Raw genomic sequence first — 25,861 nt, 5'->3', positions numbered from 1 at the left:
CGGGGGCCTCGTCGTGTCGTTGCGCAGGCTCAGTTCATCGCGGGCCCGGCTCAGCGCAGGCTCAGCGAGACCTGCACGGGCAGGTGGTCGCTCGGGAACTGGCCCTGCCACGAATAGGTGTCCATCGTCGCCCGGTGCGTGGTCACCCCCGGCGAGGTCAGGATCCAGTCGATACGGTCGCCGTCCGGCTTGAGGCGGTGGTAGCCGTGGAAGGTCGCGTACTGGGGGCCGCGGTGCTCCGCCGCGTCCCAGGTGTCGACGAGCCCCGAGTCCACCAGGGTGTCGTAGGCCCGGTTCTTGTGCGCGTAGGCGTTGAAGTCGCCGGTCACCACGACCGGCAGCCTCCGGTCGAACTCCGCGATCCGCCGCACCAGGAGCGTGGCGCTGCGCTCGCGGGCGTACTGGCTCTTCTGGTCGAAGTGGGTGTTGGCGACGTAGAACTCCCGTCCGCCGTCGGCGAGATCGCGGAAGCGGACCCAGGTGACGATACGGGGGAAGGCGGCGCTCCAGGTGTTGGAGCGGATCACCTCCGGGGTGTCGGAGAGCCAGAAGGTGTAGTGCTCCAGCGGCTCCAGGCGGCGGATGTCGTAGTAGATGGCGGTGGACTCGTCGCGGCTGCCGCCCTCGCGGCCGGTGCCGACCCAGTCGTAGTGCGGTCCGAGGTCGCTGTCGATGTCGCGCAACTGCTGGTAGAGACCCTCCTGGGTGCCCATGACCTGGGGCTGTGCGCGGCGCAGCAGTTCGGCCATCACCGGGCGGCGGTCGGCCCAGCTGTTGGGTTCGGCGGTACTGGCATACCGCAGGTTGAAGGTCATGACGTCGAGGCGGGGCGCCGGCCGGGGCGGTGCCGCGAGGGCGCTGACCCTGCGGACCCGCGAGACGGAGGAGGCGGAGGAGGCGGTGATCGCGGCACTGGAGAGGGGCACGGTGACCGCTGCGGCCAGTAAGGCCTGCAGTCCCAGCCGGCGGGTGACTCGGCGCTGGTTCGGCACGACGGCTCCTTAGGGGGCACAAGCCGGACGGGCGGGCGTTGAGCAGTGTGATACCCAGGTGCGTGATGAGCGTGAACATGTCCAGATGGGGGCGTGTCGTCTCGTGGACACGGTGTTGACCACGCCGAAGGCGCCCGGATACCTTCATTCAACGGATTGTTGATTCCGTACAGTGGAAATCAGGAGGGTGCGGGATGGGCCAGAGTCGGCAGGAGAAGGTGGCGACGAGCCTCGCGGGCGCCGTCAGCGAGGAGATCAGCGCCTCCCTCGCACCCGTCGACGCCGAACTGGAGCGCCGCTATCCGGGTGATCCGGGGACCCGCCAGCCCGTCCACACCGTGTACGTCCCCGGCGACGCCTTCACGGCCGGCACCGTCCGCTCCTGGGGTGACCAGGCCCTCGCCGCCCTCGACGAACACGCCCCCGACGCCGCCGCCTTCGCCGCCGTACTCGGCCTGCCGGACGACCTCGCCGAGCCCGTGCACTCCCGGGTCCGAGCCAAGCTGGAGCAGGAACCCGTCGAGGACCTGCGCGTCGACTTCGAGGACGGCTACGGCCCCCGCCCCGACGCCGAGGAGGACGAGACGGCCGCCCGCGCCGCCCGGCTGATCGCCGAGGCGTACGCCGAGGGCACGGCCGCGCCGTACATGGGCATCCGGATGAAGTGCATGGAGGCCGCGGTGCGCCACCGGGGCATCCGCACCCTCGACATCTTCCTCACCGGGCTGATGCAGGCGGGTGGCCTGCCCGACGGCCTTGTGCTGACCCTGCCCAAGGTCACCTACCCCGAACAGGTCACCGCGATGGTCCGGCTCCTGGAGGCCTTCGAGAAGGCGCACGGACTGGAGCCCGGCCGGATCGGGTTCGAGATCCAGATCGAGACCAGCCAGTCCATCCTCGCCACCGACGGCACCGCCACCGTCGCCCGGATGATCCAGGCCGCCGAGGGCCGCGCCACCGGACTGCACTACGGCACCTTCGACTACAGCGCCTGCCTCGGGGTCTCCGCCGCCCACCAGGCCAGCGACCACCCGGCCGCCGACCACGCCAAGGCGATCATGCAGGTCGCCGCCGCCGGCACGGGCGTACGCGTGTCGGACGGCTCCACCAACGTCCTGCCGGTCGGCCCTACGGCCAAGGTGCACGACGCCTGGCGGCTGCACTACGGTCTCACCCGGCGCGCCCTGGCCCGCGCCTACTACCAGGGCTGGGACATGCACCCCGGCCACCTCCCGACCCGGTACGCGGCCGTGTTCGCCTTCTACCGCGAGGGCCTGGAGCAGGCGGCCGCCCGGCTCGCCCGGTACGCCAACCGCGCCGGCGGCGACGTCATGGACGAGCCCGCAACCGCCAAGGCGCTCAGCGGTTACCTGTTGCGCGGCCTGGACTGCGGTGCCCTCGACAACGGCGAGGTGGCCCGGCTGACCGGCCTGACCCGGGCAGATCTGGAGGGCTTCGCGATGCCCCGGCGCGGAGATCTGACGGCCTCCGGCAAGTAGCGCGTACCGGTCAAGTCACAGCTTTTCCAGCCTACTTGAACCGACCCTGTCATCTCCCCGTACTCTGGTGCGCCATTCACGGACGGGTTTCAGGAACGGGGCTTTGGTGTCGGGTTCGTACGGACAGGCTGACGGGACCGGTCGCCTGCTGGCAGGGCGGTACCGGGTGGTGGCCCGGCTCGGGCGCGGTGGTATGGGCGTGGTGTGGCGCGCCGTCGACGAGGTCCTCGGCCGCGAGGTCGCCGTCAAGGAGCTGCGTGCCTACACCGACAGCGCCGGACCCGAACTGGCCGACCTGCGGCTGCGGATGCAGCGCGAGGCGCGGGCCGCCGCCCGGGTGCGCCATCGCGGGGTGGTCGTCGTGCACGACATCGCCGAGGTCGATGGCCGCCCGCTGATCGTCATGGAACTGGTCGACGGCCCCTCCCTGGACGACCTGCTGCGCGAGCGCGGCACGCTCGGGGCGCAGGAGGCCGCCCGCGTCGGCGCCGAGGTCATGGACGCCCTGGCCGCGGCCCACCGGGTCGGCGTCCTGCACCGCGACGTCAAGCCCGGCAACATCCTCCTCGACCGCTCGGGCCGGGTCGTCCTCACCGACTTCGGGATCGCCACCATGGCCGATCCCGGCGACGGCTCCGCCACTCACCTGACCGGCAGCGGCGAACTCGTCGGTTCCCTCGACTACCTGGCGCCCGAGCGGGCCAAGGGCGCCGCCCCCGGCCCGGCCTCCGACGTGTGGGCGCTCGGTGCCGCCCTGTACGCGGCCGTGGAGGGGGCCTCGCCCTTCTGCCGTACGTCCACGTTCTCGACGCTCACCGCGATCGTGGACGAGCCCCTCCCGGAGCCCCGTAGGGCCGGTCCCCTCGCCCCCGTCCTCCGGCGCCTGATGGACAAGCGGCCCGACGCCCGCCCGGACGCCGAGGAGGCCTGCGGGCTGCTGCGGACCGTGGCGCGGGAACCGGTCGCGGACACCCCGACGACGGCCCTGCGGGAGCCCGCGCGGCCGCAGACCGGAACCGGTGCGCCGGCGGTGTCTCCGGAACGCGGAGCCGCCAAGGGGGCCGATGCGGGGCCCGGCGACGGGCCGGCCCAGGGGGCGGCCCGCCAGGGGACTGACGACGAGCGCGTCCAAGGGGCTGTCGAGGGGCTTGTCCAGGGGCCTGTGGCCGGATCTGCTCGCAAGTCCGTTCAAGCGTCTGCCGAGGGACCTGCTCCGGAGCCCGTCGGGCAGCTCGCCCCGGTGCCCGCCGCCGGACTCGCCCAGGGAGCCGGAACTCCGGGGCCCGGTCTCGTGGCCGCCCGAAGATTAGATTCCGCGCCCCGGCCGGGCGCACCCGACAGCCCGATGAGCCCCACCGGACCGATCCGCACCCGCCGTCGGGTCCGGACGCTCGTCGTGGTGGCCGTCGCCGTCGTCCTCACGGCGACGGGGCTGACCGTCGCCTTGCTCAACGACAGCGGACAGACGGCGAAGACGGACGCGGGGCCGTCCGCCCCGACCGTGGCCGGCGCCTCGGAGAGCGTCCGCGGCACCGGGGCCAGACGCACCGCCGACGCGGATCCCGTGGGGCAGGGCGCGGAGACGGGCGCCGTACCGGCCACCGGTTCCACGCACACTGCCGGGGGCGAGCCGGCGAACCCGGCCGAACAGGCCTCCGCCACACCGTCCTCGGCGCAGACCGCCGGCCCCGGCCCCTCCGGCGGTTCGGGCACCGCCGGTGCCACCGCCCCCGCGACCGCCACGGCCGACGCCCCCACCACCCCCGCCCCGGTCTGCCAGTCCGCGGGCGACGGCACGTACACCTGCCTGGTCCGCAACGGCGGCGCCAAGTCCTACACCGCCGACGGCGTCAAGGCCGGCAAGGTCCGCCAGGGCGCCCACGCCTTCTACTGCCAGGCCGACCTGGGCCGCCGGGAGACCCACGGCAAGCGGACCAACGTCTGGTGGGCCGAGACCGACGACGACAAGGGCAACACCGGCGTGTACATCAGCGATGTCTACGTCAAGGGCGGCACCAACGACGAGCCGCTCCCCGGACTCCCCGTCTGCTGAGCACGCACGTACCGCTCCAGCCCCGACGCGACCGCCCACTTCCGCTCCGCGAACAGCCGGGTGCCCCGCCCGCACAGCGCGGAGTCGGCCCGCGCCCGCGCGCAGAACTGCTCCGGAGTGACACCGAACAGCTCCCTCAACTCAGCCGACTCCGTGAGGAGTTCGGTGAGGAGGGCGCGCTCGCCGGGATGGCGGCGGGGCGTGCCGGTGCCGTCGTGCAGCACGCCGTGCCGGTTGACGTAGGCGTGTACGCCGGGGAGGGTCGTACCGTCCGCGAGAGCGGCGCGCACGACCGGAGCGGGCAGCCAGGCCCGGTCGAAGTTGCCGTTCGGCAGCGGTACGCCCTCGCTCGCGTCTATCACCTCCAGCTGCCGTCCGTCCAGCCAGAGGACGAACAACTCCCGCACCGCCGACGGGGACGCGACCGGGGACGCCGACACATAACCGAGCCGGCTGACGTGCGCGGAGACGCCCACGTCGAGGCCGGTCACCCGGGCGCGCACCATGGGGATCTGCCCGGTGGCGCCGGACTCGGCCATCTTGTGCCGGAGTTGGGCGGGGGAGGCGTTGGAGCCGACCGCGAGCACCGGTACCCGGCCGTCGTCGTGCACCAGACGGCCGAGCGGCAGCAGCCGGTCACCGTCGAGGAGCCCGGAGTCGGCCGGCCAGACGCCGGGGTAGGCCAGCGGCCGGTCACGCGGTGCCTCGTCGAGGCCCAGCTCGGCGAGGGTACGGCCGGTCATGTGCGGCTCGGTTCGACGGGCGTGCGGCCGGCCGACGTACGGCTCGGTTCCGTGAGCGCCGGCAGGCGGCCGGATTCCGCGTGCGCGGGGCCGTTCATCCGGCGGCCGGCTCCCGTGAGCGTCCGGTCCGTCATGTGCGGCTCAGTCCGCCGGGGGCAGTTCGCCCGAGCCGCGGGTGATCAGCCGGGTCGGCAGCTCGATCCGCTCCGGCGCCAGGAGGGTGCCGTCCAGCTGGCGGAAGAGCCGCTCGGCGGCCGTGCGGCCGAGCAGGGCCGAGTCCTGGGCGACGACCGTGAGTCCGGGGTGCAGCAGATCGGCGAGTTCGATGTCGTCGAAGCCGACGAGCGCGACCGGGCGGGCCTGTTCGGCGAGGACGCGGATCACGGTGACGGTGACACGGTTGTTGCCCGCGAAGATCGCGGTGACCGGGTCGGGACCGGACAGCATCTCCTCGGCGGCCCGGCGCACCCGCTCCGGGTCCGTCACCCCGAGGGAGGTCCACGCCCCCTCGACGACTATCCCGGCGTCCTCCATCGCCGCCCGGTAGCCGCGCAACCGCTCGGCCGCCGTGTGGATCCGGGGCATGTCGCCGATGAACCCGATCCGGCGGTGGCCGTGCGCGATCAGGTGGGCGACCCCGTCCCGGGCGCCCCCGTAGCTGTCGGACAGCACGACGTCTGCGTCGATCTTCCCGGCCGGACGGTCCACGAACACCGTCGCCACGCCCGCCCTGATCTCCGGCTCCAGATAGCGGTGGTCGTCCCCGGCCGGGATCACCACCAGACCGTCCACCCGCCGCGCGCACAGCGCCAGCGCCAGCTCCTGCTCCCGGTCCGGGTCCTCGGCGCTGGAGCCGTTGATGAGCAACGCCCCGTGCGCCCGGGCCACTTCCTCCACCGCGCGGCTCAGGGGGCCGTAGAACGGGTCGGCGAGGTCCTCCAGGACGAGGCCGATACTCGCGGTACGGCCCTTGCGCAGCACCCGCGCGCTGTCGTTGCGGCGGAAGCCCAGCGCGTCGATCGCCTCCTGGACCCGGCGCTCGGTGTCCGGGGTCACCCCGGGCTCGCCGTTGACCACCCGGGACACCGTCTTGAGGCCCACACCGGCCCGTGCCGCCACGTCCTTCATCGTCGGCCGGGTCCCGTAACGGGAGCCGGGGAGACGGTCTGCGCGGCGGGAGGTGTCGGGCACGATGCGGCGTCCTGTCCTGTCGTCCACGGGATGCATGGGCTCACGGGTTGTGTCTGGGCTCATGGGTTTGTATCAGGGATACACAGGCTCGTGGGTTTGTATGAGGATGTGGCGTCGAGCATAGAGCCTGGACAACGTTGTCAGATGCGAGGGAGACTGTCCACCGCAATCTCCGGCCTGCGCCCCCACCGCTTGACCGGCCTGTTGTTTCACTCGGCTACTCATGGTTGACGGGGAGAACTGACTCTGATGCACACCGACCTCGTGGCGGCCCTCGACATCGGCGGCACCAAGATCGCCGGCGCGCTGGTGGACGGCCACGGACGGATCCAGGCGCGCGCCCAGCGCGCGACACCCGCCCAGCAGGACGGCGAGACGGTCATGGGGGCCGTCGAGGAGGTGGTCGGCGAGCTCGCCGGTTCACCTCTGTGGGGGCGTGCCCGCTCGCTCGGGATCGGCAGCGCGGGCCCGGTGGACGCCTCCGCCGGCACCGTGAGTCCGGTCAACGTGCCCGGCTGGCGGGACTATCCGCTCGTCGAGCGGGTGCGGGCGGCCGCCGGCGGGCTGCCGGTCGAGCTGATCGGCGACGGCGTCGCCATCACGGCCGCCGAACACTGGCAGGGCGCGGCCCGCGGCCACGACAACGCGCTGTGCATGGTGGTGTCGACGGGCGTCGGCGGCGGATTGGTGCTCGGCGGCAAGCTGCACCCAGGCCCCACCGGCAACGCGGGCCACATCGGCCACATCAGCGTCGACCTCGACGGGGATCCCTGCCCGTGCGGGTCGCGCGGCTGTGTCGAGCGCATCGCGAGCGGCCCGAACATCGCCCGGCGCGCGCTGGAGGGCGGCTGGCAGCCGGGTCCCGACGGCGACACCTCGGCGGCGGCGGTGGCGGCCGCGGCCCGGGCCGGCGACCCGGTCGCGGTGGCCTCCTTCGAACGGGCCGCGCAGGCGCTCGCGGCCGGGATCGCGGCCACCGCGACCCTGGTCGAGATCGACATCGCGGTGATCGGCGGGGGCGTCGGCAAGGCGGGGGACATCCTCTTCACGCCCCTGCGCAAGGCCCTCACCGACTACGCCACCCTCTCCTTCGTCCAGCGGCTGACGGTCGTGCCGGCCCAGATGGGCACGGACGCGGGCCTGGTGGGCGCCGCGGCGGCCGCGCTGGCCGCCAGGCCGGACGCGGAGGCGGCGGGGGTCTCGGGAGGCTCGGGGGTCTGACGGCGGTCGCAGGGCTGCGCAGGAACGTTCAGGCCCGGTCGGCCGGTGTTCAGGGCCGTCCGACCGGGCCGGGGGCGAACCCGTGGGACCTCAGCAGGTGATCCGCGCGTCCGCCCAGTCCCCGTGGTCGGAGGTGATGCCGTCACCGCCGTCGGTGACGACGAGCCTGATCACCTCGGCGCCGGTCACGTCGGCGGTGAGCGGCTGGGCGGGCATGTCCGTGGTCAGCACGCCGGTCGAGGCGACCTCCGTGCCGTCCGCCCAGACCTCGAAGGAGACGGTGCCGTTGGCGGCTTCCTCGTCGTCCACCCCGACGTCCGCGGTGACCCTCTCGCACGCCTCCCCGGTGTAGTAGTCGACCTCGCTCTGGGCGTGGGTGCCGAGCCCCTTGGCGTACACCACCCCGCCGATGGTGATCGGATGTCCGTCGCCCGCGGCGGTCTCCCCGTTGCTGGTGTCGCGCTCCACCGGTCCCCAGCCGTTGCCGGCCGACAGCCAGGGCAGGTCACTGAGGTAGGAGCCGCCGGTGGGCGGCGGGTCCACGACGGCCATCGTGACCGTCGTCGCGCTCTCCGCGCGCACTCCGGCCGGCGACCGGTAACTCGCCTTGAGCTGCAGGTCGTACGACCCCCTCGGCGTCCCCGCGGGAGCGGTCACCCGCCAACGGGTGCGCAGAGCACGGCCGGTCGGCAGGGCGGGTGTCTTCGTCGGCGAGGCCGCCCTGACGGTCCAGCCTTCCGGGCCGGTGAGCGACACGGAGACCTTCCCGGCCGTGGTGCGGCCCAGGTCGGTGACCGACGTGCTGAGCTCGGACGTCTTTCCCGGCTCGCTGAACCGGCTCCCGTCCGGACCGAGTTCGACGGCCGGCGGGTTGGCCGCCCAGCGCCGGTCGGCGGCGACCCGCACCAGGACCGTGCCGTGCGCCGGGACGATCGCGGAGACGGTGCCCGCGGTGTTGTAGCTCCGGTGCTGCCACAGGTCCCGCAGGGTGTAGGCGGGGGCGTTCGGCAGGCCGACGGCCGTCGCCGAGGTCGCGATGCGCTGCGGCGAGCCGGACTCGTTGAACAGGGCGATCGCTCGGCTGCCGTCCGCCATCTCCTTGGCGACGACCCAGCCGCCGCCCTCCGAGGAGACCACCGTGCCCTGCTTGCCCAGCGGGTCCTGGTCGACGGCGATGACCTCCTTGTTGTCCAGGATGCCGAAGGTCGCCGGGGATGCCTTGCGCAGGTCGGTGCCGATGAGCAGCGGGGCGGCCATGACCGACCACATCGAGAAGTGCGAGCGGTACTCGGTGTCGGTCATGCCGCCGTTGCCGACCTCCAGCATGTCCGGGTCGTTCCAGTGCCCCGGTCCGGCGTACTGGGCGAGGGGTAGGTTCTGCTTCAGGATCGACACCATCGAGCCCCAGCTGTCGCTGATGTCCCCGGTGGTGCGCCACAGTTGGCCGACGCCGGCGGCCCACTCCCAGGGCTTGTTCTCGCCCCATTCGCAGATGCTGAGGACGATGGGCCGACCGGTCGCCTCCAGCGCGTCGCGCATGGTGGTGTACCGCTGCCTGGCGTCCCACCCTGGTTGTTGCAGTTGTCGTACTTGAGATAGTCGACGCCCCAGTCGGCGAACTGCCGGGCGTCGCTGTACTCGTGGCCGAGGGCGCCCGGGAAGCCCGCGTCGTTGCAGGTCTTGGTGCCGGCGCTGGTGTAGATGCCGAGCTTCAGGCCCTTGGCGTGCACGTAGTCGGCGACGGCCTTGATCCCGCCCGGGAACCGGGCCGGGTCGGGGACCAGCTTGCCGTCCGCGTCCCGATCGGGCAGGGCCCAGCAGTCGTCGAGATTGACGTACCGGTAGCCGGCGTCCTTGAGGCCCTTCGCCACGAAGAGGTCGGCGATGCCCTTGACCATCGCCTCGTTGAAGTCCGCGCCGCAGTGCGTGGAGTTCCAGTTGTTGAAGCCCATCGGCGGGGTCGGCGCGAGACCGTCGGCCAGGGCGGGGGAGGCGGTCCTCGCGTCGGCGACGGCGGGTGCGGCGAGGCCCGCCGTACACAACAGGGCCGCGGCCAGTGCTCCGACCACTCTTCGGCGGATCGTGCGGGTCGTGCGGGTGTGAGGGTGACGCATCGTTACGTTCCTCCGACTCGCGAAAGGTGCGATGACGGCATGTACGCGTCATCGCTCTGTGCGATTACGTTAGAACCCGTCGGAGTGTGTTGAATAGAGAGCGGTGATGATGGTTCGACGCTTCGTTCGAGATCTGTTTGGTCCAGACCGGAATGAATCGGGTCATCCGATGTTCTGGTCGACCGATGCCGGCGACGTCGTGATCGCCCGGCCCCGGTTTCCGCTCCGACGTGTCCCGTTGCTCTCCTCGCGGGTACGCCCGTGACCCCCGGCCGTCCGCGTAGTTGAAACGGGCATGAAGAAGCGCAGCATGCTCGCCATCGCCAGCCTGGCCACCGGTTTCGTCGTGGCCGCCATCACCCCGTCGCATGCGGCCCACGAAGGCCCGCTCGGCGACCTGAACGTCTCGGACACCCTGGAGCACGTCGACCACATCGTCAGCCAGGACAGCTTCCAGGGCGATCAGAACCTCCTGGGCCAGGAGTAGCCCGGCGGAGCGGGGGCGGGCAACGGTGCCGGTGTTCCAGGCAGGGGACGCCGGCACTCCGTTTGCGCGCCCTCAACGGGAGCTGGTTTCCGTGGCAGTGTGGAGCGGGCAAGCCACAGGGGCCAACAGAAGAGGGGGAGTCCGTGATCGTCTGGGTCAACGGGGCGTTCGGTGCGGGTAAGACGACCACCGCACGTGAACTCATCGAACTGATCCCGAACAGCACGCTCTTCGACCCCGAGGTCATCGGCGGGGCACTGACAGACCTGCTGCCGGCCAAGCACCTCGCCGACGTCGGCGACTTCCAGGATCTGCCGATCTGGCGACGACTGGTGATCGACACCGCGGCCGCGATGCTCGCCGAACTGGGCGGAACCCTGGTGGTTCCGATGACGTTGCTGCGCCAGGAGTACCGGGACGAGATCTTCGGCGGCCTCGCCGCCCGCCGGATCGCAGTCCGGCACCTGTGCCTCACCCCGGCGGAAACGATCCTGCGCGAGCGAATAGCCGGGCGGGAGATCCCGCCCGACCTGCCCGACGGCGAGATGCGGATCCGGCAGTGGTCGTACGACCGCATCGAGCCCTACCGTGCCGCCCTCGCCTCCTGGATCAGCGCCGACGCCCATCTCGTCGACACCAGCGCGCTCAGTCCTTACGAGGCGGCGGTGCGGATCGCGGGGGCGGTCGGGAATGGCGAAGCCGCGGTATGTGACATAGTACAAACCCCTGAACCCACCGCCGAAACCGTCGCCGCAGGCGTCCTCCTCTTCGACGAACAGGACCGCGTCCTCCTCGTGGACCCCACCTACAAGGCCGGCTGGGAGTTCCCGGGCGGTGTCGTCGAGCAAGGTGAGGCCCCCGCCCAGGCGGGCGTACGGGAGGTCGAGGAGGAGACCGGGATACGGCTGGCGGAGCTGCCGGGGCTGCTCGTCGTCGACTGGGAACAGCCCGCGCCGCCCCGCTACGGCGGCCTGCGGCTGCTCTTCGACGGCGGCCGGCTGGACTCCGCCGAGGCCGGGCGGCTGGTGCTGCCGGGCCCGGAGTTGCGTGACTGGCGGTTCGTCACCGAGCAGGAGGCCGCCGAACTGCTTCCGCCGGTGCGCTACGAACGGCTCCGCTGGGCCCTGCGCGCCCGCGAGCGCGGTGCCGCGCTCTATCTGGAAGCCGGTGTCCCGGTCGGCTGACATTCTCTGACGGATTGTCAAGTCCCCGCCGTGTGCTCGATGTTGGCGGGGACTTTGGCATTTCCGGGGTGTGTGTAGGGGACTTTGCGCGGGGCGGAAGGTTCCTAGGGGAAAGCGAGGGTGAATTGTCGCCGTCCCGGTATGAACAAGAACGTGAAGGAGGTACACAGACGTTCTACCGTCGGTGCGCAGCTCAACTTCCTCGCGGCCGCTGGCCGCCGTGCACAGGCCGGACAACAGCCGGCTGAAGGAGGGACATGCGCGCGCACTCTTCGGCCCTCACAAGGGGACTCGCACTGACCGCCGGGCTCGTTCTGGCGCTCACTGCCTGCAGCAGCGGGGGAGGTGGCGGGGGCAGCGGCGGCAAGGGCACCTCGGCCGGCCTCACGTCCTGCTCCACTCAGGGCAAGGCGGACACCTGCAACTCCGGCACCACCAAGGCCGGCGGCACGTTCACCTACGTCATCGAGAAGAACATCCAGCAGTGGAACGTGCAGGACACCAACGGCAACACCTTCGAGAACGCCGAGGCGCTGAGCCCGGTGCTGCCCCAGGTCTATGTCCCGCAGCCGGACTTCAGCGTCAAGCTCAACACCGACCTGGTGACCTCGGCGACCCAGACCAGCGCCGGCCCGCAGACCATCGTCTACAAGATCAACCCCAAGGCGTCCTGGAACGACGGGACCGCCATCACCGCCGACGACTTCATCTACTACTGGCGTACCAACGACGGCAAGGACTGCCCGCCACCGCCCGCCAGCGACGCCACCCAGACCAAGGGCTGTCTGCCGGAGACCACCGCCGGCTACGACCGCATCAAGTCGGTCACGGGCTCGGACAACGGCAAGACCGTCACCGTGGTGATGGCCAAGCCCTACGCCGACTGGAAGTCCCTGTTCGGCGCCGGCTACCCGTTCTACCCGGCGCACGTCGCCGAGAAGGTCTCCGGCGCGAAGGCGGGCGACGCGGCCCACATGACGGCCGCCCAGATGACCCAGGGCTGGCAGTACTTCCAGAAGAACCCGCCCACCAAGTACGCGACCGCGGGCCCCTACAAGATGACCGAGTGGGTGGACAACGACCACGCCACCTACGAGCCCGACCCGAAGTGGACGGGCACGAAGGCCACCCTGCAGCGGCTGATCTTCAAGGTGATCTCGGACGCCACTCAGGAGCCGATCGCGCTGCGCAACAACGAGGTCCAGGGCATCTACCCGCAGCCCGAGGTGGACCTCGTCAACCAGGTGAAGGCCATCCCCAACGTCACCTACACCATCGGCAGCGGGCTGACCTGGGAGCACTTCGACCTCAACCTGCACAACCCGGTGATCGGCAAGTACCTGGCCCTGAGGCAGGCGATGTTCACGGCGATCAGCGTCAAGGACATCATGGCCAAGACGGTCGCCCAGTTCGACCCCGGCGTGAAGCAGCTCTACAACCACAACTTCGTCCCGGGGACGGCAGGTTACAAGGACGTGGTCAGCGCCAGCGGCCAGGGGTCGGGTGACCTCGCCAAGGCCAAGAAGTACCTCACCGACGCCAAGTTCACCGGAGTCGGCACCGCCCTGAAGACCCCGGACGGCACGGCCGTCGGACCCTTCAACTGCCGCTACACCACCGGCAACCAGATCCGGCAGAGCGAGTGCCAGATCCTGCAGAGCGACCTCGCCAACCTCGGGATCAAGGTCACGATCAAGCCCATCGGCGCCGCCGACCTCGGCACGGTCCTGGCCGGTCACCAGTACGACATCATCGTCTTCGCCTGGGTCGCCTCACCGTTCGCCATCAGCGGCGCCCAGCAGCTGTGGACCACCGGAGCCGGCGGCAACTACGGCGGCTACAGCAACAAGCAGGTCGACTCCCTGATCAGCACGGCCATCGGGGAGACGGACCAGACCAAGGCCGCCGCCCTGCTCAACCAGGCCGACCAGCTGATGGTGAACGACGCCTACGTGCTGCCGCTCTACCAGAAGCCCACCTTCCTCGCGGTGCAGACCCGGTTCGTCAACATGCGCAACAACTCCACCAACGTCGGACCGCCGTACAACGTCGGCGCGTGGGGCCTCAAGAAGTAGCCCCGGCGACCAGTCGGATCCGAATCCCGGCCCCGGCGACCCCGGGGCCGGGCCTCCGCGAGAGAAGACCGCATGCTCGCCTACACCGTGCGCCGCATCCTCGTCTCCGTACCCGTCCTGATCGTCTCGACGTTCATCGTCTTCCTGGTCGTCGTCAACTCCGGCGACCCCGTGGCCAACTTCGCCACCTCCCGGCAACCGCCGCCCAGCAAGGCCGCCGTGACCGCCTTCGCCCGGCACATCCACGCCAACGAACCGGTCGTGGAACGCTACTGGAACTGGATCACCGGGGTCCTGCACGGCGACTGGGGCCCGTCCGTCCAGACCAACCTCGACATCGGCCACGACCTGTTCACCCGCTTCCGGGTCACCGTCACCCTGGTCGCCGCCGCCATGCTGCTCGCCCTCGTGATGGCCGTCGTCTTCGGGGTGTTCAGCGCGATCCGCCAGTACAGCGCCGCCGACTACACCATCACCTTCCTCGGCTTCCTGTTCCTCGCCATGCCCGTGTTCTGGTTCGCGGTGCTGCTCAAACAGGCCGGGATCTGGTTCAACCAGGAGACCGGCAGCCAGTTCCTCGGCACCATCGGCGAGAAGTCCCCGTATCTCGAAGTCGACACCACCTGGAACGAGTTCACCGACCGCGTCGGCCATCTCATCCTGCCCACCATCACCCTGGCCCTGGTTTCCTTCGCCTCCTGGACCCGCTACACCCGCGCCTCCATGCTCGAAGTCCTGGACAGCGACTACGTCCGGCTCGCCCGTGCCAAGGGGCTGCGCCGCGGCCGGGTGCTCACCCGGCACGCCCTGCGCACCGCCCTGATCCCGCTGGCCACCGTCACCGCCCTCGACATCGCGATCATCCTCGGCGGGGCGGTCATCACCGAGACGATCTTCCAGTGGCACGGCATGGGCGAGATGCTCGTCCAGGCCGCCACCACCCTCGACGTCTACCGGACCATGGCCTGGCTGCTGCTGTCCGCCGTCGTCGTCATCGTCTTCAACCTCTTCGCCGACCTCCTCTACGCCGTTCTCGACCCGAGGATCCGTTATGACTGACATCGGGGCACTCGGGCCGGCCGGCACCCGGACGCCGAACGACGACCACGAGTTCACCGTCGTGCAGCGCAGCCAGACCCAGCTCGTCCTGCGCCGCTTCCTGCGCCACCGGGCCGCGATGATCAGCCTGGTCGTCTTCGTGCTGATCGTGCTGTGGGCCTTCGCCGGCCCGCACTTCTGGCACTACTCGTACGCCAAGTACACCCCGGACAACTCCCAGCCACCCTCCTGGAAGCATCCGTTCGGCACCGACTCCTCGGGGTACGACGCCTACGCCCAGGTGATGCGCGGCACCCAGACCTCGCTGAAGATCGCCATCCTGATCGCGCTCGGCTCGACTCTGGTCGGAGCCGTGTGGGGAGCCGTCGCCGGCTTCTACCGGGGGTTCGTCGACGCGCTGATGATGCGCATCGCCGATCTCGTGCTGACCCTCCCGCTGTTCGCGATCGCGCTGGTCATCTCCTCGCGCAGCGGCGGCTCCTGGTACTGGATCGCCGCGGTGATCGCCGGACTCACCTGGGCGTACGTGTCCCGCGTGGTGCGCTCCTCGGTACTGTCCCTGCGCGAGAAGGAGTTCGTGGAGGCCGCCCGGGCGCTCGGCGCCTCCGACACCCGGATCATCTTCCGGCACCTGCTGCCCAACGCGCTCGGCCCGATCATCGTGAACGCCACGATCCTGGTCGCCACCGGCATCCTCACCGAGACCGCCCTGTCCTTCCTCGGGTTCGGCGTCCAACCGCCCGACACCTCCCTCGGGTTGCTGGTCGCCCAGGCACAGACCGCGGTCGACACCCGGCCCTGGCTCTTCTACATCCCCGGCGCCTTCATCATCGCCATCGCCCTCACCATCAACTTCATCGGCGACGGGCTGCGTGACGCCTTCGACCCCCGGCAGCAAAGGGTGCGACAGTGACCGACCCCGGCAACGGCAACGGCAAGGGCAAGGGCAAGGGCATCGACAGGGTCGTGGCAAAGGGCGAGGAGTCCGGCGCCGTCCTCGAAGTCGACGACCTGCGCGTGGAGTTCCCCACCGAGGACGGGACCGTACGGGCGGTGCGCGGCGTCGGCTACCGGCTGGAGCGGGGCGAGGCGCTGGGCATCGTCGGCGAGTCGGGGTCGGGCAAGTCGGTCACCGCCCTTGCCGTGATGGGCCTGCTGCCAGGCTCGGCCCGGGTGCGCGGCTCGGTGCGGTTCGAGGGCACGGAACTGCTCGGGATGTCCGACGCCCGCCTCTCGGACGTACGGGGCAGCGGCATCGCCATGGTCTTCCAGGACCCGATGACCTCCCTCAACCCCGTCTACACGATCGGCTACCAGATCGCCGAAACCCTGCTCAGACACAACCCCGGACTCGGCAGACGCCCCGCCCGCGCCCGCGCCGTGGAACTCCTCGGCACAGTCGGCATCCCGAGCCCCGAACGGCGCGTCGACAGCTACCCGCACGAACTCTCCGGCGGCATGCGCCAGCGGGTCGTCATCGCCATCGCGATCGCCAACGACCCGGACGTGATCATCGCCGACGAGCCCACCACCGCCCTCGACGTCACCGTCCAGGCCCAGATCCTGGAGGCCCTGGAGACCGCCCGCGCCGAGACCGGCGCCGCCCTCGTCCTGATCACCCACGACCTGGGCGTGGTCGCCGGCCACACCGACCGGGTCGCCGTCATGTACGCCGGGCGGATCGTCGAGACCGGCTCGGTCGAGGACATCTTCTACACCCCGCGCATGCCCTACACCCTGGGCCTGCTCGGCTCCCTGCCCCGCCTCGACCACGAGGAGGACCGCCTGACCCCCATCACCGGCTCCCCGCCCTCGCTGCTCAACCTGCCCCCGGGCTGCCCCTTCGCCCCGCGCTGCCCGATGCGCCGGGAGCCCTGCGACAGCACGGAACCCGCCCTGCGCCCCGTCGGATCCGACGCCCACCGCAGCGCCTGCCACTTCGCCGACGAACTCGTGGACACGGCCGCCGGCGAGGTCTTCGACGCCGTCGGCGCCGACACCGAGGCCCTGGCCCGGTTCGCGGACCTGGAGGACGATGCCCGATGACCGATCCGCTGCCCCCGCTGCCCGGTCACGGCGGCACCGGCGACCCCGTCCTCCAGGTCCGCGACCTCGTCAAACACTTCCCGGTGATGTCCAAGGGCGTGGTCCGCCGCCGGATCGGCGACGTGCACGCCGTCTGCGGGGTCTCCTTCGACCTGTACGAGAACGAGACGCTCGGCCTGGTCGGCGAGTCCGGCTCCGGCAAGACGACCGTGTCCCGGACCCTGCTCAACCTGGAAACGGCCACCTCGGGCTCCGTCCACTACCGGGGCCGGCTGCTGACCGACCTGAGCAGACGTCAGATGCGGCCGCTGCGACGCGAGTTGCAGATCGTGTTCCAGGACCCGTACGCCTCCCTGGACCCCAGGATCTCGGTCCACGAGATCGTCGCCGAACCCCTGCGCATCCACGGCCGCTACGGCCCCGGCGCCGCCGACGAGGTACGCGAACTGCTGCGCCTGGTCGGCCTCAACCCTGAGCACGGCAACCGCTTCGCGCACGAGTTCTCCGGCGGACAACGCCAACGCATCGGCATCGCAAGGGCATTGGCACTGCGCCCCAAGGTGATCGTGCTGGACGAGCCGGTCTCCGCGCTGGACGTGTCGATCCAGGCCGGCGTCCTCAACCTGCTGATGGACCTCCAGAGCGAACTGGGCCTGTCCTTCCTCTTCGTGGCCCACGACCTCTCCGTGATGCGCCATGTCGCCGGCCGGGTCGCGGTGATGTACCTGGGCCGCCTGGTGGAGATCGCCCCCGCCCGGCAGCTCTTCGCCCGCCCCGCCCACCCCTACACCCAGGCCCTGGTCTCCGCGATCCCGCTGCCCGACCCGCGCAAGGAACGCGCCCGGAAACGGATCACCGTCCAGGGCGACGTCCCGAGCCCGGTCCGCCCGCCCAGCGGCTGCCGCTTCCGCACCCGCTGCCCCAAGTTCGCGAACCAGCTCACCGACAGCGAGCGCACGGCCTGTGTCGAGCAGGTGCCGGACCTGGTCGACCGGGGCGGCGGCAACCCGGTCGCCTGCCACTACGCGGAGAGCGTGCAGTTGCTGTGACCGTCCGGGTACGGAAACGGTGTCAGCCGGCTCTCCCGCTCCAGCCGCCGGCAGAAGACCTCCATGCCGACGGCGAGCGGGGCGTGCCGTGACAGCAGTTCGGCGGCGACCCGGGGGATGCCCTCGGGCCGTACCCCGCCGGCACAGGCCCGCACGAACTCCGCGCGTTCCTCGCCCCGGTAGCCGTACAGCGCGGTGACCAGCCAGATCACCAAATAGTAGACGGTGTACACACGGTCGTAGTGCCGGTGCCGGTCGAAGAACTCCCCTTCGTCGGAGGCCAGTCGGAAGCCGGAGCTGAGGGAGAGCCCGAAGTCGGTGAGGTACAGCTGCCGGCCGTCGGTGAGGATGTTGCCGAAGTGGGCGTCGAGGTGCAGGAGATCGGTGCCCGAGAGGAACGCGGTGATGTCCTCCAGCCCTCGGGCCGTGAGGGCACAGGCCGAGTCCGCCCGGTCCGTGCGCAGTTCGGCGTCCAGCCAGTCGTGCAGGGTGTACGGGATGTGCTCCAGGAACAGGGTGAGGCTCGCGGAGGCGTCCCGCAGTGCGTCGATGCGCTCCCGTACGCCCGCGGAGTCGCCCCAGTAGGCCACCGCCCTTTCGGCGTCCCCCAGTTCGCCGGGCAGCGGGACGGACACGTCGGGCAGCACCCGCCAGTGGTGCAGCAGCGGGAAACCGGGGAACCGGCCCGCCAGCACCCAGTCGGTCGTCACCTGGTGCGCGGCCAGCTCCCGCCAGCCGCCGAACCCCGGGCTGCCGATCGCGCCGATGCCGTAGTGGCAGTACGCCGGCAGGCCGAAGAGGTTCTCGGTGGAGCGGGCGTGGCGAGGCTCCCGTTCCCGGTCGGTCAGGGGGATCCGCTTCACGAACACCGGCCTGCCGTCCACCGCGAGCCGCACCGCTCTCCCGCCGATCCCGGCATCGAGCGGCTCACCGCCCGCGACCAGTTCGGCCAGCCCGACGTCGCTCAGCAGGGACAGGGAGTTCGCGATGCCGGTGTGGGCGGCGATACGCCGCGCGGTGTCGCTCATACCCCCATGGTCACCGCCGCGGTCCGTAGGTGTCCGCGGATTCCCGCAGCGCCTGTGGCGCGTCGACGGTCACCGAATCACCGTGACCGAAGCACGCCGTCCGCGTCTCCAGGGCGGCCAGCCGCCGGAAGGACGCGACGGCTCGGCCGCCCCGCCCACGTGGTCCTCGTGGAAATGGGTGAGGACGATCCGTCGTACCGCCGAGGGGGACCGCCCCAGTGCGGTGAGCGCGTCGGCGATCGGCCGGCCCGAGCCGGGCGGTCCCGTGTCGACCAGGGTCGAGTCACCGGTGTCCGGATCGTGCCAGAGGTAGGCCTGACCCACCGGGAAGCGCAGCAGGTGCAGCCGGGGGAGCAACTCGATGACGTCCATGTCCCGACCCCGGGAAGGACCCTCGTCCACGGACGAGGGTCCTCCGCTGTGGGCAGAGCGATTCAGCCCACCGCGTACGCCGGCCGGGCCGAGGGCGTCAGCCCGCCGCGTAGTTCTGCAGGAACAGCGCCTCCGCCACCGACAGGCGCTCCAGCTCCTGCGGCGACACGCTCTCGTTGGCGGCGTGGATCTGCGCCTCCGGCTCACTCAGGCCGATCAGCAGGAACTCGGCCTGCGGGTAGAGGCCGGCGAGGGTGTTGCACAGCGGGATGGAGCCGCCCTGACCGGCGAACTGCATCGTCTCGTCCGGGTAGGCGACCGCCATCGCGTCGGCCATCGCCCGGTACGCCGGGCTGGTGGTGTCCGCGCGGAACGGCTGGCCCTGCCCGACCGTCTCGGTCCGCACCCGGGCACCCCACGGCGTGTGCGCCTCCAGATGGGCCTGGAGCAGCTTGCCCGCCTCGGCCGCGTCCACGCCCGGCGGCACCCGGAGGCTGACCAGGGCGCGGGCGGCGGCCTGCACCGACGGGGTGGCGCCGACCACCGGCGGGCAGTCGATGCCGAGCACCGTGACCGCCGGACGGGCCCAGATGCGGTCCGCGACCGAACCGTCACCGATCAGCCCGACACCGTCCAGCACCTTCGCGTCGGTACGGAACTGCTCCTCGTCGTACTCCAGACCCTCCCAGCGCGTCTCCGGCGCGAGCCCGTCGACCGTCGTGGAACCGTCCTCGGCGCGCAGCGAGTCCAGGACGCGGATCAGCGCGGCCAGGGCGTCGGGGGCGGCGCCGCCGAACTGGCCCGAGTGCAGATTGCCCCGCAGCGTGTCGATCTGGATGCGGACCATGGTCATGCCCCGCAGAGTCGTGGTCACCGTCGGCAGCCCCACCCGGAAGTTGCCCGCGTCACCGATGACGATCACGTCCGCGGCCAGCAGCTCGGGGTGCTGCTCGGCGTACCGCTCCAGACCGCCGGTGCCCATCTCCTCCGAGCCCTCGGCGATCACCTTGACGTTGACCGGGACGCCGCCGTTCGCCTTCAGCGCACGCAACGCCAGCAGGTGCATGATCACGCCGCCCTTGCAGTCGGCGGCACCGCGCCCGTACCAGCGGCCGTCCCGCTCGGTCAGCTCGAACGGCGGGGTGGTCCAGGCGGCCTCGTCCAGCGGCGGCTGCACATCGTAGTGCGCGTACAGCAGGACCGTCTTGGCACCCGCCGGGCCCGGCAAGTAGCCGTACACCGACTGCGTGCCGTCCGGGGTGTCCAGTACGGCGACGTCCGTGAAGTCCTCGGCGCGCAGCGCGTCGGCCACCCAGTTCGCGGCGCCCTCGCTCTCGCTCTTCGGGAACTGCGCGAAGTCCGCCACCGACTTGAAGGCCACCAGCTCGGCGAGCTCCGCCTTGGCCCTGGGCAGCAGGGCGGCGACGGTCTCGGCGACCGGATTGGACGACATGGGCACGCTCCTCGTGGGTGCGACGTTGAACTGGTGAGTGGACCGATCCTCCCACAGTGGCCTGCGGCGATCTCCGCCGTAGGATGCGGGGGGACAGGTGACAGGTGTCGGCCTACGGACGGACGGGGCCTGCCCCACGGCTTGACAGCTTGACGGCTTGATACGGCTTCTACGGCTTGATCGGAGCAGCGGACCATCGTGAGCGGCGAGAATTCTTCGGCGGACGACGTGCAGGCGGACGACGTGCAGCGGGTGTGGGACGTCGTCGTGGTGGGCGCGGGACCCGCGGGGGCCTCGGCCGCCTACGCGGCGGCGGTCGCGGGACGGCGCGTGCTGTTGCTGGAGAAAGCCGAGCTACCCCGCTACAAGACCTGCGGCGGCGGCATCATCGGCCCGTCCCGCGACGCGCTGCCGCCCGGCTTCGAGCTGCCCCTCAAGGACCGGGTGCACGCGGTCACCTTCTCCAACAACGGACGGTTCACCCGCACCCGGCGCTCCAAGCAGATGATGTTCGGGCTGATCAACCGCCCCGAGTTCGACCAGCAGCTGGTCGAGCACGCCCAGAAGGCGGGTGCCGAGCTGCGCACGGGCGCGGCCGTGCAGCGCGTCGAGCAGCACGGCTCGGCGGTCCCGGACCGGCGGACGGTCGCGGTCGTGCTCCAGGGCGGCGAGACCCTGCTGGCCCGCGCGGTGGTCGGCGCCGACGGCAGCGCCAGCCGCATAGGCGCCCACGTCGGGGTGAAGGTCGACCAGGTGGACCTCGGCCTGGAGGCGGAGATCCCGGTGCCGGAGACGGTCGCCGAGGACTGGAAGGGCCGGGTCCTCATCGACTGGGGCCCGATGCCGGGCAGTTACGGCTGGGTCTTCCCCAAGGGCGACACGCTGACGGTCGGCGTGATCTCGGCGCGCGGCGAAGGCGCCGCCACCAAGCGGTACCTGGAGGACTTCATCGCCCGGCTCGGCCTCGCCGGCTTCGAACCGAGCATCTCCTCCGGCCACTTGACCCGCTGCCGCGCCGACGACTCACCGCTGTCCCGGGGCCGGGTGCTGGTCTGCGGTGACGCGGCGGGCCTGCTCGAACCCTGGACCCGCGAGGGCATCTCCTTCGCGCTGCGTTCGGGGCGCCTCGCCGGGGAGTGGGCGGTGCGGATCGCCGAGGCCCACGACGCCGTCGACACCCGCCGCCAGGCGCTGAACTACGCCTTCGCCATCAAGGCGGGCCTCGGCGTCGAGATGAGCGTCGGCAAGCGGATGCTCGCGGTGTTCGAGCGCCGTCCCGGGCTCTTCCACGCGGTCCTGACCGGGTTCCGTCCCGCCTGGCGGGCGTTCAAGGAGATCACCCAGGGCCGGACCTCCCTCGGTGAACTCATCCGCTCGCACCCGCTCGCCCAGCGCGCCCTCACCGCCTTCGGCCCGGAGCCGGCGGCGAAGGAGACCGCGCCCACGGAGGACCAGGCCGACGAGGAAACCGTCACTTCGTGACGGTGACCCGGAAGACGGGGTGGTCGGCGCCGGCCGCGACGAGTTCGTCGTCGGAGGACCTGGCCGTCACCCCGGGGAAGTACTGCTTGACCTCCCAGCCCCACTTCTCCAGGTAGGTCCGCAGCACCGGGAGCTTCTCGGCATCGGGAAGCTCCACCACGGTGAACTCCCGTACCTTGCGGCCCACCCGCAGTTCCCCGCCGCCGGCCACGCGCATGTTCCGCACCCACTGGGAGTTGCCGCGCGCCGAGACCAGGTACTGGGTGCCGTCGTACGTGTGCGGGTTGACCGGGACGCGCTGCATCCTGCCGCTCTTGCGGCCGGGCACGGACAGCTCCGCGCTGCCCGCGAGGCTGATCCCGCGCCGGGCGAGCCACCCGACGAGGCCGTTCATCCGGACGGCCACCGGGTTGGCCTTGGCGTAGTACGGCTCGGGCGACGGCTGCGGCTCTGAGTGCGACTGTGACGACGACATGATGACCCCCACCTGCTTGGGAGAGCAGTGCTCTCGCTTGAGGAACAGTGTGGGGGAGATCGGTGATCCACTGCAAGAGCGGTGCTCTCCTTTTTGAGCGGTGCACTTGTGCGCGTGCATCGCTCTCATCTGTGATCGCTGATCCGAATCAAGTGCACTGCTCCAAAGCGTGTGCACCGCTCTGCAAACATGGCAAACTGCTCCCCATGACCACCCCGCAGGGCGCCCGCGCGCGAGCCAGGATGGAAGTCACCACGGCCATCAAGGACGAGGCGCGCAGACAGCTCGCGGCCGAGGGCGCGGCCAAGCTGTCGCTGCGGGCCGTCGCGCGCGAACTCGGCATGGTCTCCTCCGCGCTCTACCGCTACTTCCCCAGCCGCGACGACCTGCTCACCGCGCTGATCATCGACGCCTACGACTCCCTCGGCGAGGCCGCCGAGACCGCGCACGCCGCTGCCGCCGGCGCGGCCCCGGCGCAGCGCTGGGTCGTGGTGTGCGAGGCGGTGCGCGGCTGGGCGCTGACCCATCCCCACGAGTACGCGCTGATCTACGGCTCGCCGGTGCCCGGCTACTCGGCGCCGGACACGACCATTCCGCCGGCGGCCCGGGTGGCCCTGGTCCTCATCGGGATCCTGCGCGAGGCGTTCGAACGGCGTGGTCTGGCCCGTACCCCCGTACCCGCCGAGCTCGCCCCCGAGGCCCGCCGGATGGCCGACGAGCTGGTGCCCGGCCTCCCGCCGGAGGTGGCGGTGGCCATGGTCGCGGCCTGGGCGCAGCTGTTCGGGCTGGTGGGGTTCGAACTGTTCGGCCAGTTCAAGGGGGTCGTGGAGGAACGGGAGCGGTTCTTCCGGCACGCGGCCGCGCAGCTCGCCCACGGGGTGGGGCTGGTTTTCCCCTAGCGGAGCCCTTCGGGTGAGGCGGCAAAGGCGCCGCCGCCTCGGCTCACGCCGTGACCTTGTCCAGGAACGCGGCGAGGTTCGTCACGGTCCGCCGTGTCTTCTCCTCCAGCGTGAGCGACTCCGGCATGCGCCCGCCCACGCCCGCGTCCCGCTTGCCCCGTACGTACAGCGAGCAGGCGAGGTCGCTGCAGAGGTAGGCGCCCACGGAGTTGCCCTGCTGCCCGGCCTTCCCCGCCTTGGCGGCGACCATCAGGGAGACGCCTCCGGTGTGTGTGGTCAGGCAGATCGAACACATGCTGCGCCGGGTCTGCCAGGAGGAGGGGCTCGGGCAGCGCAGTGCCACCGCCCGCGCGCGGCCGTCCTCCAGCTCGGCCACCAGGTAGGCGCGATCGGGTGCCTGGGGGTCGCGCCAGCCGAAGTAGTCCAGGTCGGCCCATGGTCGTTCGTCCAGGTCGTGGGGGATGTTCAGGCGTTTCGCCGCGCCTTTGGTGCAGTTCACGAACGCGGCACGGATCTCTTGCTCGGTCAGCTGTCGCATGCTCTGCACGCTAATTTGCCTAAAGGTTTTAGGCAAACGCATAATCGATTCAGGTTAGAGGTGAAGGCGAGGAGCGGGTGTGGCGCGAGCGGGACTGAGCACGGGACGACTGGTCCGGGCCGGAGCCGAGCTGGCCGACGAGGTCGGCTTCGACCAGGTGACCGTCTCGGCGCTGGCCAGACGGTTCGACGTGAAGGTCGCGAGCCTGTACTCGCACGTCAAGAGCTCCCAGGACCTGAAGACGAGGATCGCGCTGCTGGCGCTGGAGGAGCTCGCCGACCGGGCCGCCGACGCGCTGGCCGGACGGGCCGGCAAGGACGCCCTCATCGCGTTCGCCGACGTCTACCGCGACTACGCCCGCGCCCACCCCGGCCGCTACGCGGCGGCCCGGCTGCGCCTCGACCCGCAGACGGCGGCAGGCAGCGCAGGCGTGCGGCACTCCCAGATGACCCGGGCGATCCTGCGCGGCTACGACCTGTCCGAACCGGACGAGACCCATGCCGTCCGGATGCTCGGCAGCGTCTTCCACGGCTACGTCGACCTCGAACTGAGCGGCGGCTTCAGCCACAGCGCCCCCGACAGCCAGCAGTCCTGGACCCGCGTCCTTGATGCCCTCGATGCACTCCTGCGCAACTGGCCAGCCCCGACCTGAACCCCCTTCTTTTCATTCCTCGTACGGAACGCAGAGGCCATGAACACCCACCCCCGCCGGATCCGGATCACCACTCCGATCACCGCCGATCTCCTGCGCGGCGCCCTCGACCTGGAGCAGACGGAGCACGGCATCCTGCCGCACCGGCTCCCGGCCCGGGCCCGCGCCCAGTGCGCCGACCCACAGCTCGCCATGGTCGAGTCCCAGCCCTCCGGCGTACGGCTGGTGTTCCGCACCCGCGCCACCGCCGTGGAACTGGACACCCTGCCCACCAAGCGCCTCTACGCCGGCGCGCCACCTCGCCCGGACGGCGTCTACGACCTGCTCGTCGACGGCGCCCTGGCCGGCCGGGGCAGTGTGTCCGGCGGCCGGGTGCAGGTCGTCGACATGGGCGCCGGGACCATGGAGCTGCTCCCCGGACCGGTAGGCACCCTCCGCTTCGCCGGCCTCCCCGAGCGCGAGAAGGTCGTCGAGATCTGGCTGCCGCACAACGAGACCACGGAACTGGTCGCGCTGCGCACCGACGCCCCGCTCGCGGCCGCACCCGACCACGGCCGCAAGGTCTGGCTGCACCACGGCAGTTCCATCAGTCACGGGTCCGACGCCGCGAGCCCCACCGCCATCTGGCCGGCACGCGCGGCCGCGCTCGCCGGCGTGGAGCTGGTCAACCTGGGGCTGGGCGGCAGCGCCCTGCTCGACCCGTTCACCGCCCGCGCCGTCCGGGACGCCCCCGCCGACCTGATCAGCCTCAAGCTCGGCATCAACGTCGTCAACACCGACCTGATGCGGCTGCGGGCCTTCGGTCCCGCCGTGCACGGCTTCCTCGACACCGTCCGCGAGGGGCACCCCGCCACCCCGCTGCTGGTCGTGTCGCCGATCCTGTGCCCGATGCACGAGGACACACCGGGCCCCACCGCCATGGACCTGAGCGCCCTCGGCGAGGGCCGGCTCGCCTTCACGGCCGCGGGCGACCCGGCCGAGCGCGCGAGCGGCAAGCTCACCCTGAACGTCATCCGGGACGAGCTGTCCCGGATCGTCGCCCAGCGCGCGGCCGAGGATCCGCACCTCCACTACCTCGACGGCCGCGTCCTCTACGGCGAAGCCGACTCCGCCGAGCTGCCGCTGCCCGACGGACTCCACCCGGACGCGGCCACCCACCGCCGTATCGGCGAACGCTTCGCCGGACTGGCCTTCGCGGACGACGGCGCGTTCGCGTTCGCGGGGAGCGGCGGCGACCGCTGAGCCGGCG

Annotated in this window: 21 protein-coding genes and 2 pseudogenes; 14 read left to right on the top strand and 9 right to left on the bottom strand. The window is 71.3% G+C overall.

Features of this window, described 5'->3' with window-relative positions; translation table 11 throughout:
* Positions 1 to 50: 50 nt before the first annotated feature.
* Positions 51 to 992, bottom strand: coding sequence for an endonuclease/exonuclease/phosphatase family protein (locus tag SSP29_RS40190; protein WP_089105867.1), 942 nt, complete (start codon positions 990 to 992; stop codon positions 51 to 53).
* 194 nt (positions 993 to 1,186) lie between these two features.
* Between SSP29_RS40190 and SSP29_RS40185 the strand changes: the two genes are divergently transcribed.
* Positions 1,187 to 2,491, top strand: coding sequence for a DUF6986 family protein (locus tag SSP29_RS40185; protein ID WP_089105866.1), 1,305 nt, complete (start codon positions 1,187 to 1,189; stop codon positions 2,489 to 2,491).
* A gap of 103 nt (positions 2,492 to 2,594) precedes the next feature.
* Entirely contained in the window at positions 2,595 to 4,544 is a 1,950-nt protein-coding gene (locus SSP29_RS40180) for a serine/threonine-protein kinase (RefSeq protein ID WP_089105865.1), read from the top strand.
* Here the strand turns inward: SSP29_RS40180 and SSP29_RS40175 are convergent.
* Both SSP29_RS40175 and SSP29_RS40170 read right to left on the bottom strand, forming a co-directional pair.
* Positions 4,490 to 5,287 carry a hypothetical protein gene (locus tag SSP29_RS40175; RefSeq protein WP_089105864.1) on the bottom strand — a complete coding sequence of 266 codons (798 nt, stop codon included), beginning with the start codon at positions 5,285 to 5,287 and terminating at the stop codon, positions 4,490 to 4,492. The two genes, SSP29_RS40180 and SSP29_RS40175, sit on opposite strands and share 55 nt — an antisense overlap.
* 141 nt (positions 5,288 to 5,428) lie before the next feature.
* Positions 5,429 to 6,514, bottom strand: coding sequence for a LacI family DNA-binding transcriptional regulator (locus SSP29_RS40170; RefSeq protein ID WP_174856047.1), 1,086 nt, complete (start codon positions 6,512 to 6,514; stop codon positions 5,429 to 5,431).
* A 213-nt stretch (positions 6,515 to 6,727) separates the two neighbouring features.
* On the opposite strand from SSP29_RS40170, the gene SSP29_RS40165 reads away from it, so the two are divergent.
* A complete protein-coding gene (locus SSP29_RS40165; protein WP_089105863.1) occupies positions 6,728 to 7,699 on the top strand; it encodes an ROK family protein in 972 nt (323 codons plus the stop codon).
* 90 nt (positions 7,700 to 7,789) lie between these two features.
* Here the strand turns inward: SSP29_RS40165 and SSP29_RS40160 are convergent.
* Positions 7,790 to 9,813, bottom strand: a pseudogene (locus SSP29_RS40160) (NPCBM/NEW2 domain-containing protein).
* Positions 9,814 to 10,108: 295 nt separating this feature from the next.
* On the opposite strand from SSP29_RS40160, the gene SSP29_RS40155 reads away from it, so the two are divergent.
* The 7 genes from SSP29_RS40155 to SSP29_RS40125 all read left to right on the top strand — a co-directional run bounded on the left by SSP29_RS40155 (position 10,109) and on the right by SSP29_RS40125 (position 17,713).
* The gene (locus tag SSP29_RS40155) at positions 10,109 to 10,300 is read left to right on the top strand and encodes a hypothetical protein (protein ID WP_089105862.1); all 192 of its coding nucleotides are present in this window, start codon (positions 10,109 to 10,111) and stop codon (positions 10,298 to 10,300) included.
* Positions 10,301 to 10,443: 143 nt separating this feature from the next.
* The gene (locus tag SSP29_RS40150; RefSeq protein WP_089105861.1) at positions 10,444 to 11,484 is read left to right on the top strand and encodes an NUDIX hydrolase; all 1,041 of its coding nucleotides are present in this window, start codon (positions 10,444 to 10,446) and stop codon (positions 11,482 to 11,484) included.
* A 257-nt stretch (positions 11,485 to 11,741) separates the two neighbouring features.
* On the top strand, positions 11,742 to 13,559 hold the full coding sequence (locus tag SSP29_RS40145) for an ABC transporter family substrate-binding protein (RefSeq protein WP_089105860.1): 1,818 nt from the start codon (positions 11,742 to 11,744) through the stop codon (positions 13,557 to 13,559).
* A 72-nt stretch (positions 13,560 to 13,631) separates the two neighbouring features.
* On the top strand, positions 13,632 to 14,618 hold the full coding sequence (locus SSP29_RS40140) for an ABC transporter permease (RefSeq protein ID WP_089105859.1): 987 nt from the start codon (positions 13,632 to 13,634) through the stop codon (positions 14,616 to 14,618).
* Entirely contained in the window at positions 14,611 to 15,531 is a 921-nt protein-coding gene (locus tag SSP29_RS40135; protein WP_089105858.1) for an ABC transporter permease, read from the top strand. The genes SSP29_RS40140 and SSP29_RS40135 overlap by 8 nt, the downstream gene beginning before the upstream one ends.
* Complete coding sequence (locus tag SSP29_RS40130) at positions 15,528 to 16,664, top strand: ABC transporter ATP-binding protein (RefSeq protein WP_150135836.1); 1,137 nt, start codon at positions 15,528 to 15,530, stop codon at positions 16,662 to 16,664. The genes SSP29_RS40135 and SSP29_RS40130 overlap by 4 nt, the downstream gene beginning before the upstream one ends.
* On the top strand, positions 16,661 to 17,713 hold the full coding sequence (locus tag SSP29_RS40125) for an ABC transporter ATP-binding protein (protein ID WP_089105857.1): 1,053 nt from the start codon (positions 16,661 to 16,663) through the stop codon (positions 17,711 to 17,713). The genes SSP29_RS40130 and SSP29_RS40125 overlap by 4 nt, the downstream gene beginning before the upstream one ends.
* Here the strand turns inward: SSP29_RS40125 and SSP29_RS40120 are convergent.
* The 3 genes and pseudogenes from SSP29_RS40120 to SSP29_RS40110 all read right to left on the bottom strand — a co-directional run bounded on the left by SSP29_RS40120 (position 17,686) and on the right by SSP29_RS40110 (position 20,566).
* Positions 17,686 to 18,741: a hypothetical protein gene (locus tag SSP29_RS40120; RefSeq protein WP_089105856.1), complete on the bottom strand. Its 1,056-nt coding sequence runs from the start codon at positions 18,739 to 18,741 to the stop codon at positions 17,686 to 17,688. The genes SSP29_RS40125 and SSP29_RS40120 overlap by 28 nt on opposite strands.
* A gap of 123 nt (positions 18,742 to 18,864) precedes the next feature.
* A pseudogene (locus tag SSP29_RS40115) lies at positions 18,865 to 19,113 on the bottom strand (MBL fold metallo-hydrolase); the annotation flags it as partial.
* A 97-nt stretch (positions 19,114 to 19,210) separates the two neighbouring features.
* The gene (locus tag SSP29_RS40110) at positions 19,211 to 20,566 is read right to left on the bottom strand and encodes a dipeptidase (protein ID WP_089105854.1); all 1,356 of its coding nucleotides are present in this window, start codon (positions 20,564 to 20,566) and stop codon (positions 19,211 to 19,213) included.
* A 198-nt stretch (positions 20,567 to 20,764) separates the two neighbouring features.
* Between SSP29_RS40110 and SSP29_RS40105 the strand changes: the two genes are divergently transcribed.
* Positions 20,765 to 22,048: a geranylgeranyl reductase family protein gene (locus SSP29_RS40105; protein WP_089105853.1), complete on the top strand. Its 1,284-nt coding sequence runs from the start codon at positions 20,765 to 20,767 to the stop codon at positions 22,046 to 22,048.
* On the opposite strand, the gene SSP29_RS40100 is transcribed toward SSP29_RS40105, so the two are convergent.
* On the bottom strand, positions 22,038 to 22,523 hold the full coding sequence (locus SSP29_RS40100) for a nitroreductase/quinone reductase family protein (RefSeq protein WP_089105927.1): 486 nt from the start codon (positions 22,521 to 22,523) through the stop codon (positions 22,038 to 22,040). The two genes, SSP29_RS40105 and SSP29_RS40100, sit on opposite strands and share 11 nt — an antisense overlap.
* 206 nt (positions 22,524 to 22,729) lie before the next feature.
* Between SSP29_RS40100 and SSP29_RS40095 the strand changes: the two genes are divergently transcribed.
* Positions 22,730 to 23,422: a TetR/AcrR family transcriptional regulator gene (locus SSP29_RS40095; RefSeq protein WP_089105852.1), complete on the top strand. Its 693-nt coding sequence runs from the start codon at positions 22,730 to 22,732 to the stop codon at positions 23,420 to 23,422.
* 43 nt (positions 23,423 to 23,465) lie between these two features.
* Here the strand turns inward: SSP29_RS40095 and SSP29_RS40090 are convergent, their stop codons facing one another.
* Entirely contained in the window at positions 23,466 to 23,960 is a 495-nt protein-coding gene (locus tag SSP29_RS40090) for an FBP domain-containing protein (RefSeq protein WP_089105926.1), read from the bottom strand.
* Between the two features lie 79 nt (positions 23,961 to 24,039).
* On the opposite strand from SSP29_RS40090, the gene SSP29_RS40085 reads away from it, so the two are divergent.
* Entirely contained in the window at positions 24,040 to 24,612 is a 573-nt protein-coding gene (locus SSP29_RS40085) for a TetR/AcrR family transcriptional regulator (RefSeq protein WP_089105851.1), read from the top strand.
* A gap of 39 nt (positions 24,613 to 24,651) precedes the next feature.
* Positions 24,652 to 25,854, top strand: a complete 1,203-nt coding sequence (locus tag SSP29_RS40080) for a GDSL-type esterase/lipase family protein (RefSeq protein ID WP_089105850.1) — start codon at positions 24,652 to 24,654, stop codon at positions 25,852 to 25,854.
* Positions 25,855 to 25,861: the final 7 nt, after the last annotated feature.

Origin of the sequence: Streptomyces hyaluromycini, from assembly GCF_002217755.1 — a bacterium.
Taxonomy (GTDB): Bacteria; Actinomycetota; Actinomycetes; order Streptomycetales; family Streptomycetaceae; genus Streptomyces; species Streptomyces hyaluromycini.
Note: the sequence above shows the minus strand (reverse complement) of the source record. Positions and strands in the feature narration are given on the sequence as shown.